General features: G+C 40.4%; 8 protein-coding genes and 3 pseudogenes. 8 read left to right on the top strand and 3 right to left on the bottom strand.

Going from position 1 to position 10,705, the window contains the following annotated elements; translation table 11 throughout:
• Positions 1-197: pseudogene (locus tag GEZ84_RS06965) on the bottom strand (IS5/IS1182 family transposase); the annotation flags it as partial.
• A 73-nt stretch (positions 198-270) separates the two neighbouring features.
• Here GEZ84_RS06965 and GEZ84_RS06960 point away from each other — a divergent pair.
• A pseudogene (locus GEZ84_RS06960) lies at positions 271-1,171 on the top strand (IS4 family transposase); the annotation flags it as partial.
• 411 nt (positions 1,172-1,582) lie between these two features.
• Here GEZ84_RS06960 and GEZ84_RS06955 read toward each other — a convergent pair.
• Positions 1,583-2,749, bottom strand: a complete 1,167-nt coding sequence (locus tag GEZ84_RS06955; RefSeq protein WP_153223993.1) for an IS30 family transposase — start codon at positions 2,747-2,749, stop codon at positions 1,583-1,585.
• A gap of 183 nt (positions 2,750-2,932) precedes the next feature.
• Here GEZ84_RS06955 and tsaE point away from each other — a divergent pair, with 183 nt between their 5' ends.
• From tsaE to GEZ84_RS06920, 7 genes are all read left to right on the top strand, one after another.
• The gene (gene tsaE / locus GEZ84_RS06950; protein ID WP_000288242.1) at positions 2,933-3,376 is read left to right on the top strand and encodes a tRNA (adenosine(37)-N6)-threonylcarbamoyltransferase complex ATPase subunit type 1 TsaE; all 444 of its coding nucleotides are present in this window, start codon (positions 2,933-2,935) and stop codon (positions 3,374-3,376) included.
• On the top strand, positions 3,366-3,884 hold the full coding sequence (locus GEZ84_RS06945) for a GNAT family N-acetyltransferase (protein WP_153223992.1): 519 nt from the start codon (positions 3,366-3,368) through the stop codon (positions 3,882-3,884). Before tsaE ends, GEZ84_RS06945 begins: the two co-directional genes overlap by 11 nt.
• Before the next feature lie 7 nt (positions 3,885-3,891).
• The gene (gene brpA, locus GEZ84_RS06940) at positions 3,892-4,944 is read left to right on the top strand and encodes a biofilm formation/cell division transcriptional regulator BrpA (RefSeq protein WP_153223991.1); all 1,053 of its coding nucleotides are present in this window, start codon (positions 3,892-3,894) and stop codon (positions 4,942-4,944) included.
• Between the two features lie 88 nt (positions 4,945-5,032).
• Positions 5,033-6,289, top strand: a complete 1,257-nt coding sequence (locus GEZ84_RS06935) for a competence/damage-inducible protein A (protein ID WP_153223990.1) — start codon at positions 5,033-5,035, stop codon at positions 6,287-6,289.
• 54 nt (positions 6,290-6,343) lie between these two features.
• On the top strand, positions 6,344-7,510 hold the full coding sequence (gene recA, locus GEZ84_RS06930; protein WP_153223989.1) for a recombinase RecA: 1,167 nt from the start codon (positions 6,344-6,346) through the stop codon (positions 7,508-7,510).
• A 220-nt stretch (positions 7,511-7,730) separates the two neighbouring features.
• Positions 7,731-9,101 carry an MATE family efflux transporter gene (locus GEZ84_RS06925; RefSeq protein ID WP_153223988.1) on the top strand — a complete coding sequence of 457 codons (1,371 nt, stop codon included), beginning with the start codon at positions 7,731-7,733 and terminating at the stop codon, positions 9,099-9,101.
• Positions 9,102-9,197: 96 nt separating this feature from the next.
• Positions 9,198-9,914 carry a YebC/PmpR family DNA-binding transcriptional regulator gene (locus tag GEZ84_RS06920; protein ID WP_000532882.1) on the top strand — a complete coding sequence of 239 codons (717 nt, stop codon included), beginning with the start codon at positions 9,198-9,200 and terminating at the stop codon, positions 9,912-9,914.
• Between the two features lie 54 nt (positions 9,915-9,968).
• On the opposite strand, the pseudogene GEZ84_RS06915 reads toward GEZ84_RS06920, so the two are convergent.
• A pseudogene (locus GEZ84_RS06915) lies at positions 9,969-10,609 on the bottom strand (CD20-like domain-containing protein).
• Positions 10,610-10,705: the final 96 nt, after the last annotated feature.

Genomic DNA, 10,705 nt, shown 5'->3' with positions numbered 1-10,705 from the left:
AAAAGATATTTGAACATCATAATCGGTGAATAAGCTTTACGCCCAAAATCGGGATGATAATTCTTTTCTAGTTCATCATAAATAAAGCTAAAATCACAGAGTTCAGTTAGCTGACGTAAAAAGTGGGTTTTAGGAACAACGATATTATACAAACTAAAATAAGGACTGACATCCATAGTTAACTGATTATCAAGCATGATTTCACTTCATCTCTAGTATAACAAAAAAAGCCATCAAGTTGATGACTTTTTCAGTGGGCTCGTTAAATCCTATAATCTTATGCACATAAATGCCCTATACGACTTGACGACTGGAGTGTATCGAGATGTTTTTATTCAAGACAAACATGCACAACATGAGCGCTTAGCTCTGATTCAGATGATGGAGACTTCTCCCTTTCGAGAAAGCTCTTGTTATTATGGATAGAGGCTATGAAAGTTACAATCTTATGGCTCATTTTCAAGAAAAAGGTTGCCTTTATATCATCCGTATTCGAGATGGAAAACAATCCATGCGTTCCTCCTTCAACTTGCCAAATACAGAGTGTTTTGATCAAACATTTTCTCTAACATTATCACGAAAACAAACCAAGCAGTTTAAAAAACTTTATCATGATTTTCCCAATGACTATCATTTTATTCCGCACAATTCTACTTTTGATTTTCTTCCAGAAACAAGTCAAAAACAGGATCCTGTAGCACTCTATGAGCTTCCTTTTCGTATGGTGCGTTTAGAAGTGGAAGAAGGAAAATACGAAACTTTAGTGACAAATACAGACTATTCAGTCCAAGAATTAAAAAATCTCTACGCCAGCAGATGGGGCATAGAGACTAGTTTTCGTGACCTGAAATACAGTGTTGGCTTGGTCAATTTTCATGCAAAAAAGAAGGAAGGGATTCTCCAAGAAATCTTTGCTCGTTTTACAAATTTTAACTTTTGTCGTTGGGTAACCTCGCAAGTTGCCATCGACAGTAGTCACAAAAAGCAAAGATATAAAGTGTGTTTCTCAGATGCGGCTTATGCCTGCCGTTTATTTTTAAACGGTTCCCTTTCTTCTCTCCAGTTGAAAAACTACCTCAAAAAACAGTTATCTATTATTCGACCGAATCGAAAATATCCAAGAAAGATAAAGGCTCAATCGGTAGTTGATTTCATCTATAGAGTAACATAAATCTCAAAAAATAGGATGAAAAAACCTTTATTTGTCATGCAAAAAAACAGAAGATGCGATAGAGAATCACCTTGATGACCTCAATCACACCTCCTATTCAAGTCGTTAGATAACTAACTTAATGACATTGGTCCTGAGGTTGGTTTTTTTCGCTCCTACGCTAAATTCCCAAACTAACTTCCACTGCTAATCCAAGTGGAAGTTAGTCTGATAAAAATCATAAAAACCAGTGGAAATCCGTGTCAGGGTAAGTTCCACTGGTTTTACTAATGCTTGATTTCATCGCTTTTGTAGCCGAAAGGTATCGAAAAAAAGAGCGCACAAAATCCCCTCATCTGAAGGCGTTTCAGATTAAGTTCCGCTATGGTGGAAGTTAGTGTGAGACGTTTGAATGGGGGTTTAGGTTAGTTTTTAGATTTTATGTTGGAGTAATGTAGAAGACTGGCAGACATCTTCTGCAGGTATTTTAGAAATACCGAGAAGCTTAGGAATCTCTTCTCCATAAGTAAAGGCAAAAAGTTCATAGGCTGACTTTCCATTCAAAGCAGCCCGTTTGACACTGTTGACATGCGAACAAACGAGATTGACGTCCTCTTGAGTTAAGTTGTCAAAGGAAGTTCCCTTAGGTAAAATGTCGCGAATCAGCGTGTGATTTTTCTCAATTCTGCCTTTCTGGTCAGAGCGATTAGGGGCACAAAAGAAAAGTTTACTTTCTCCTCGAACATCCATTTCGATGTCATCAACCCTGGCAAACTCTCCACCATTATCTGTGAGGATGACAGGAAAGAGTAGGAAGAAATCTTTGTCAGCTTGGTGAAGAGTGTTCTTGAGCTTATAGAGGTGTTTGGTAACCTCAAGGGCAGTTTTATTATCCATAAGTCTAGCGAAGATAAAGTTACAGAAAGAGAGATTGAAGGTGAGTAGGACTTTACCTCCTATCCTGCCCATAACGGTGTCCATTTCCAGCCAGTAGTTCAGTTGGTTAAGAGCTAAATAATTTTGGAAATCCTCATAGGAACGTCCTTTTTTAGCTTCTTTAGGGATGGAAGGTAACTTACTTTTCCGTCTTTCTTTGAATTTAACGGCTCTGGCTAAATCAATCGGAGCGATAGATAGGTATCCTTTTCGGATGTGTCGATAGACAGTTGAGGAGCTGACATCAAGGTTATGAGTTTTGAGGATATGATAGATGTGTTGTCCCTTTTTAACACCATCAGAAATGACTTTGTCCATGTCCCAGAAAGTCTGCGAGTTAAGGGGAGTCCCTTCACGAGCTTCGACAAGAGTTTGTTCGTATTGTTTTTGAGCTTGTTTAGCGAGGTAGAAGATTTTCTGATAGTCACAATTTTGTCTTCTTTTAGGACAGCAGTTACAGACAAAGGGAGCTTTATCTAGTAGAGGGCAGGGAAGGTTGTTAGAGGTCGAGTCTCTAATTTGTCTGTTTCGCTTGACTTCTTTAGAAACAGTAGTCGGGTCTTTTAGAATGGATTGTCCAATAGCTTTGAAGGTTTCCCCGCGCTCTAAGCCTAATTGGATATCATTACGGTCTGAAAGGGTAAGGTGTTTATGTTTTGTCATAGTGGACCTCATTTCTAACTCAAACGTCTCATACTTAATTCCACCATAAAAATCCGTTTTAGACTAATTTCCACTTCGGCTAGCCAAGTGGAAGTTACTTTGAGAAGTTACCTTTGATTTTCATTGAGTATAAGTTTAGCAGGAAAATAGACACAAAAGAAAAGTTTTTGGTATAATAAGAATATGTACACAAAAAATGAAGAAGAGCTGCAAGCCTTAGGTGAGCGTTTGGGTCATCTATTAGAAAAGAATGATGTTTTAATCTTAACTGGAGAACTTGGAGCAGGCAAAACGACCTTTACAAAAGGTCTAGCTAAAGGGTTACAGATTACTCAGATGATTAAGAGTCCAACCTACACTATCGTAAGAGAGTATGAAGGTCGTCTACCCCTTTACCATTTAGATGTTTATCGTATTGAGGGGGATGCGGATTCTATCGATTTGGATGAGTTTCTCTTTGGTGGCGGGGTGACTGTCATCGAGTGGGGGAATCTTTTAGGTGATGCCTTGCCAGATACTTATTTAGAATTGGAAATTTTAAAAGAAGAAGACGGTCGCAGATTACATTTCCAAGCAAAGGGTTTGCGCGCAGAAAAACTCTTAGAGGAGCTTCAACATGGAGTATGAATTGCTCATTAGGGAAGCAGAAGCTGAAGATGCAGCTGAATTAGTGACGTTTTTAAATTGTGTGAGTTTGGAGACAGATTTTACCAGTCTAGACGGAGATGGTATTCTCTTGACCAGTGAGGAGATGGCAATATTCCTCAACAAGCAAGCTAGTTGGGACAATCAGATAACCTTACTTGCATTCTTAAATGATAAAATTGCTGGTATTGTAAATATTACAGCTGACCAACGCAAGAGAGTTCGTCATATTGGAGATCTCTTTATTGTGATTGGTAAGAAATATTGGAATAATGGACTGGGAAGTTTATTGCTTGAAGAAGTCGTAGAATGGGCGCAGGCAAGTGGCATTCTTCGTAGACTTCAACTCACTGTCCAAACTCGTAATCTGGCGGCAGTTCATTTATATCAAAAGCATGGCTTTGCAATTGAAGGTAGACAAGAGCGCGGTGCGTACATAGAGGAAGGGGAATTTATCGATGTTTACCTGATGGGTAGACTGATAGATTAATAGAAATATGGTTAAAAAAATTATTGGAATGGTGCTAGCTTTTCTAGCTGTGACAATTTTGGGTGTGGGTGTCTTCGCTTATACTATTTATCAGCAAGGTACGGAAACCTTATCACGGACCTATAAAAAAATTGGGGAAGAAACCAATGTTATTGAGGCTACTGAACCCTTAACGATTCTTTTGATGGGAGTTGATACTGGAAATGTGGAACGAACCGACACTTGGGAGGGGAATAGTGATTCTATGATTCTCTTAACGGTTAATCCTCATACGAAAAAGACAACAATGTTGAGCTTAGAGCGAGATATTTTGACAAAAATTCAGCAAAAAGATGGGCGGATTGAGGAAGCAAAATTGAATGCTGCCTATGCTGGAGGAGGTGCAGAATTAGCTATCTCAACTATTCAGAAGATGATGAACATTCATATTGACCGCTATATTATGGTCAATATGCAAGGTTTGCAACAATTAGTCGATGCGGTAGGGGGAGTTACTGTCAATAATACTCTAGGTTTTCCGATTTCCATTAGTGATCAAGAGGAATTTAACACCATTTCTATTGGTGTTGGGCAGCAAACTCTAAATGGAGAAGAAGCGCTTGTTTATTCTCGCATGCGTTACCAGGATCCAGAAGGGGACTACGGACGTCAAAAGAGACAACGTGAAGTCATTCAAAAAGTTGTTGAAAAAGTTCTTAGTTTGAATAGTGTTAGTCACTACCAATCTATTTTAAAAGCTCTAAGCACTAATATGCAGACTAATATTGATTTATCTGCAAAAAGTATTCCAAGCTTGTTAGGTTACAAGGATTCGTTTAAAACTATTGAATCACAACAGTTGAAGGGTGAGGGAGAGATGTTGCAAGGTATTTCTTATCAGATTGTTTCTAGAGAGCATATGTTGGAAATGCAGAATATATTGCGACGTTCTTTGGAACAAGAAGAAGTCACTCAACTTGAAACAAATGCTGTCTTATTTGAAGATTTGTTTGGACGGTTGCCTGTTGATAATGGGGATAATCAACAACAAGGCGTCTTTGTAACAAATGAAGTAGAATAGTTCGTTTTTTGATACAAATAAAAAATCAATCGTGGGAAATTTCCTGCGATTTTTTCAAAAAAATACGAATAGATAGGTAGGAGGAAACATGAAAGCAGAAATCATTGCTGTTGGAACAGAGATTTTGACAGGACAGATTGTTAATACCAATGCCCAGTTTTTATCAGAAAAACTAGCAGAAATTGGGGTAGATGTATATTTTCAGACGGCTGTAGGAGACAATGAAGCTCGTCTTTTGTCTTTGCTTGAGATTGCCAGTCAACGTAGCAGTTTGGTGATTTTGACAGGTGGTTTGGGACCGACTGAGGATGACTTAACCAAACAAACTCTAGCTAAATTCTTAGGGAAAGAATTAGTTTTCGATCCTCAGGCGCAGGCGAAGTTGGATGTTTTTTTTGCCCAGAGACCAGACTATGCCCGAACACCGAATAATGAAAGACAAGCTCAACTTGTAGCAGGGGCAACTCCACTGCCAAATGAGACAGGTTTAGCAGTAGGAGGGGTGTCGGAAGTAGACGGAGTGACCTATGTCGTCCTTCCTGGTCCACCAAGTGAATTGAAACCCATGGTCTTAAACCAACTTCTACCCAAGTTGATGACAGGGAGCAAGCTGTATTCCCGAGTTCTTCGTTTCTTTGGAATTGGCGAAAGTCAGCTGGTGACCATTTTGGCTGATTTAATTGACAATCAAACAGATCCGACCTTAGCACCTTATGCCAAGACAGGAGAGGTAACCCTGCGTCTGTCAACAAAAGCTAGTAGTCAAGGAGAGGTTAATCAAGCGCTGGATATCTTGGAAAATCAAATCTTAGGTCACCAAACCTTTGAAGGTCTTTCTTTACGAGACCTTTGTTATGGGTATGGGGAAGAAACTAGCTTGGCCAGCATTGTGGTAGAAGAACTGAAAAAACAGAGGAAAACCATCACGGCTGCAGAGAGCTTGACAGCAGGTCTTTTCCAAGCTACTGTGGCGGATTTTTCAGGAGCTTCAAGTATATTTAAGGGTGGTTTTGTGACCTATAGCTTGGAGGAAAAATCAAAGATGTTGGATATTCCTATTAAGTATTTGGAAGAACATGGTGTTGTGTCTGCATATACAGCCCAGAAGATGGCTGAGCAGGCACGAAGCAAGACCCAGTCTGATTTTGGAATTAGTTTGACTGGAGTAGCAGGACCGGATAGCTTAGAAGGGCACCCAGCTGGGACAGTCTTCATAGGCTTGGCACAGGAGCATGAAACTGAAGTCATCAAGGTTAATATTGGAGGCAGAAGTCGAGCGGATGTACGTCACATTGCGGTTATGCATGCCTTTAACCTAGTTCGCAAGGCTTTATTAAGTGACTAACTTTTGATATAATAGTAGATAGGTCTAAGGATCATTAGAATGTAGGAGAATAGAATGGCGAAAAAACCAAAAAAATTAGATGAAATTTCAAAAAAATTCGGGGCTGAACGTGAAAAAGCCTTGAATGACGCTCTTAAACTGATTGAGAAAGACTTTGGTAAAGGATCAATCATGCGTTTGGGTGAACGTGCCGAGCAAAAGGTGCAAGTGATGAGCTCAGGTTCCTTGGCACTTGACATTGCCCTTGGCTCAGGTGGTTATCCTAAGGGACGTATCATCGAAATCTATGGGCCAGAGTCATCTGGTAAGACAACAGTTGCCCTTCATGCAGTTGCACAAGCACAAAAAGAAGGTGGTATTGCAGCCTTTATCGATGCGGAACATGCCCTCGATCCAGCTTATGCTGCGGCCCTTGGTGTCAATATTGACGAATTGCTCTTGTCTCAACCAGACTCAGGAGAGCAAGGTCTTGAGATTGCAGGAAAATTGATTGACTCAGGTGCTGTGGATCTTGTCGTGGTCGACTCAGTTGCGGCCCTTGTACCTCGTGCGGAAATTGATGGAGATATCGGTGATAGCCACGTTGGTTTGCAGGCTCGTATGATGAGCCAGGCCATGCGTAAGCTTGGTGCTTCTATCAATAAAACCAAAACAATTGCCATCTTTATCAACCAATTGCGTGAAAAAGTTGGGGTCATGTTTGGAAATCCAGAAACAACTCCTGGTGGACGTGCTCTGAAATTCTACGCTTCAGTCCGCTTGGATGTTCGTGGTAATACACAAATTAAGGGAACTGGTGACCAAAAAGAAACCAATGTCGGTAAAGAAACTAAGATTAAGGTTGTAAAAAATAAGGTGGCTCCACCATTTAAGGAAGCCGTAGTTGAAATTATGTACGGAGAAGGAATTTCTAAGACTGGTGAACTCTTGAAGATTGCAAGCGACTTGGATATTATCAAAAAAGCAGGGGCTTGGTACTCATACAAGGATGAAAAAATCGGGCAAGGTTCTGAGAATGCTAAGAAATACTTGGCAGAGCACCCAGAAATCTTTGATGAAATTGATAAGCAAGTCCGTTCTAAATTTGGCTTGATTGATGGAGAAGAAGCTACTGTAGAAGATGTTGAAACCAAAAAAGATGAAGCAGTTCAAGCAGATTCAGTGAATGAAGAAGTAACTCTTGACCTAGGCGACGAGCTTGAAATCGAAATTGAAGAATAATACTCTTCGAAAATCAAATCCAAACCACGTCAGCTTCGCCTTGCCGTACTCAAGTACTGTCTGTGGCTAGCTTTCTAGTTTGCTTTTTGATTTTCATTGAGTATAAGCTGTCAAAGTAGTGGAGGAATCCACTGCTTTTTTGTTGCCTTGTTCTGGTTTTCAGCTCACGCATAGTTTGCTGTTTCTTGTCGCTCCTCTAGAAAGCTGATATAATAGCCTTATGAATAAAAAACGAACAGTGGATTTGATTCATGGCTCGATTCTTCCCTCTCTCTTGAGTTTTGTCTTCCCAATCTTGCTATCAAATATTTTTCAACAGCTCTATAATACTGCTGATGTCTTGATTGTTGGACGATTTCTTGGTCAAGAATCCTTGGCTGCAGTAGGAGCGACGACAGCGATTTTTGATCTGATTGTAGGTTTTACTCTTGGTGTTGGCAATGGCATGGGGATTGTCATTGCCCGTTATTACGGGGCTCGGAATTTTACAAAGATCAAGGAAGCAGTAGCAGCCACCTGGATTTTAGGAGCTCTGTTGAGTATTGTGGTTATGCTGCTGGGTTTTCTGGGATTGTATCCACTTTTACAGTACTTGGATACCCCTACAGAAATCCTTCCTCAATCTTATCAATATATTTCTATGATTGTGACCTGTGTCGGTGTTAGTTTTGCCTATAATCTCTTTGCAGGCTTGTTGCGTTCTATTGGGGATAGTCTGGCAGCTCTGGGATTTCTGATTTTCTCTGCCTTGGTTAATGTGTTTCTCGATCTCTATTTTATTACGCAATTGCATCTTGGAGTTCAATCTGCGGGACTTGCTACCATCATTTCGCAAGGCTTATCAGCGGTTCTCTGCTTTTATTATATCCGTAAGAGTGTGCCAGAACTTCTACCTCAGCTGAAACATTTTAAATGGGACAAGGCTTTGTATGTGGATCTTTTGGAGCAAGGTTTGGCTATGGGCTTGATGAGTTCAATTGTATCTATAGGCAGTGTGATTTTACAGTCTTCTGTTAATACCTTTGGTGCAGTGATTATTAGTGCCCAGACGGCGGCTCGACGCATTATGGCTTTCGCCCTTCTTCCTATGACCGCTATTTCTGCTTCGATGACGACCTTTGCTTCTCAGAATCTAGGAGCTAAGCGACCAGACCGCATTGTTCAAGGACTTCGAATCGGCAGTCGTTTAAGTATATCCTGGGCAGTTTTTGTTTGTATCTTCCTCTTTTTTGCCAGTCCACCCTTGGTTTCCTTCTTGGCTAGTTCAACGGATGGTTATTTGGTAGAAAATGGCAGTCTCTATTTGCAAATCAGCTCAGCCTTTTATCCTATTTTGAGTCTCTTGTTGATTTATCGTAATTGCTTGCAGGGCTTGGGGCAAAAAGTCCTTCCTCTGCTTTCTAGCTTTATAGAACTAATCGGGAAAATCGCTTTTGTGGTCTTGATTATCCCTTGGGCGGGCTATAAGGGAGTTATCCTTTGCGAACCCCTAATCTGGGTTGCCATGACCATCCAACTGTACTTTTCGCTTTTCCGTCACCCCTTGATAAAAGAAGGCAAGGAAATCTTGGTAACAAAAGTACCATCCTAGCTTGATTTGCTAAATAAAATCCATTTCCTCTAGTGAAAATCGAAAAAACTTGTGTTATAATAAGAAAGATTAAAATGTGAAAAAAGGAGATTCCTAATGGGACGTAAATGGGCCAATATCGTAGCCAAGAAAACGGCTAAAGATGGAGCTAACTCTAAAGTATATGCAAAATTTGGTGTAGAAATCTATGTAGCAGCTAAAAAAGGTGATCCAGATCCAGAATCAAACTCAGCCTTGAAATTCGTTATCGACCGTGCTAAACAAGCCCAAGTGCCAAAACACGTTATCGATAAGGCTTTGGACAAGGCTAAAGGAAACACAGACGAAACCTTTACAGAAGGACGTTACGAAGGTTTTGGGCCAAATGGTTCTATGCTGATTGTTGATACCTTGACTTCTAACGTTAACCGTACAGCAGCCAATGTCCGTGCTGCCTTTGGTAAAAACGGCGGAAACATGGGTGCTTCAGGTTCGGTTTCTTACCTCTTCGACAATAAGGGTGTTATTGTATTTGCAGGTGAAGATGCGGACGCAGTCTTTGAGCAATTGCTAGAAGCAGATGTGGATGTGGATGATGTAGAAGCAGAAGAAGGTACAATCACAGTTTACACAGCGCCAACTGACCTTCATAAGGCTATCGTTGCCCTTCGTGAGTCAGGTATCGAAGAATTCCAAGTGACTGAATTGGAAATGATTCCTCAGTCAGAAGTGGAATTGTCAGGCGATGACCTTGAAACCTTTGAAAAACTTTACAGCGTTCTTGAAGACGACGAAGACGTACAAAAGATCTACACAAACGTAGACGGATTCTAATAGAAAAACGAACAGTTTTACTAGCTGTTCGTTTTTTGATATTTGAACTTAGACTCAGGTTTCAGAATCGTTTTGTTGATTGTTTTTTTCTAGACCTAGACCGACTGATGTTTTTGGACGAGCAAGAGCTCTCCATTGTCATCTTTTGCAAAAGTTAAGGTAACAGTTTTGATCTTGTCTCCAATGGAGATATAGGTGATTTTTTTCGTATCGTAACCCCCCAAGAGTGAAGTCAAACTCGGAATCTGGCTTTCCGTGTTTGTTGATAATATCCTCGTAGTTGGTACCACCTTTTCCTTTGTTGTCAAGGTCACCTTCGATTAAGGCGTCGAACTGTTCTTGGGTTCAGGCGAAGGTATCGTCTGTCAAGCCGCTTTTTTCTTCGCGTTCCATTGAGGAACTCGTATCCATGTAGGAACGGTTAAACTCCTTGGCATACTCTTTGTAGACATCAGCGTATAGTACCTGACTTGTAAAGAAAAGTACAACAGAGGCAACTGCCAGGGATGTTCCGATAATAGCCATTGTTTTCCGTTTTTTGAGGTTGACGATAAGGCCGATAATCCCCAAGATAAATGCGACGATGGCGATGAACAACGATGATAGTTAATAAACGGGATCCAGGATCCTAAAAGTGCGATGGCTCCAAAAATGGTTGCTAAGATTCCTAAAACTCTTTGTTCTTCTGGTTTCATTTGAAAGTTTTCTCCCTTCATTGAGTGAATGGATTTCTATCCACAGTAGTTAGTGCTTATTATATAAAAGATATTGCCTAATGTCAATTTAAACTA

This window comes from Streptococcus mitis, from assembly GCF_009496155.1.
Classification (GTDB): Bacteria; Bacillota; Bacilli; order Lactobacillales; family Streptococcaceae; genus Streptococcus; species Streptococcus mitis_BQ.
Note: the sequence above shows the minus strand (reverse complement) of the source record. Positions and strands in the feature narration are given on the sequence as shown.

What these genes read in the sequence shown, in the direction of transcription:
- tsaE (WP_000288242.1), top strand. Translation starts at nt 2,933, where the DNA reads ATGTACACAAAAAATGAAGAAGAGCTGCAAGCCTTAGGTGAGCGTTTG.
- GEZ84_RS06935 (WP_153223990.1), top strand. Translation starts at nt 5,033, where the DNA reads ATGAAAGCAGAAATCATTGCTGTTGGAACAGAGATTTTGACAGGACAG.
- brpA (WP_153223991.1), top strand. Translation starts at nt 3,892, where the DNA reads ATGGTTAAAAAAATTATTGGAATGGTGCTAGCTTTTCTAGCTGTGACA.
- GEZ84_RS06955 (WP_153223993.1), bottom strand. Translation starts at nt 2,749, where the DNA reads ATGACAAAACATAAACACCTTACCCTTTCAGACCGTAATGATATCCAA.
- GEZ84_RS06925 (WP_153223988.1), top strand. Translation starts at nt 7,731, where the DNA reads ATGAATAAAAAACGAACAGTGGATTTGATTCATGGCTCGATTCTTCCC.
- recA (WP_153223989.1), top strand. Translation starts at nt 6,344, where the DNA reads ATGGCGAAAAAACCAAAAAAATTAGATGAAATTTCAAAAAAATTCGGG.
- GEZ84_RS06945 (WP_153223992.1), top strand. Translation starts at nt 3,366, where the DNA reads ATGGAGTATGAATTGCTCATTAGGGAAGCAGAAGCTGAAGATGCAGCT.
- GEZ84_RS06920 (WP_000532882.1), top strand. Translation starts at nt 9,198, where the DNA reads ATGGGACGTAAATGGGCCAATATCGTAGCCAAGAAAACGGCTAAAGAT.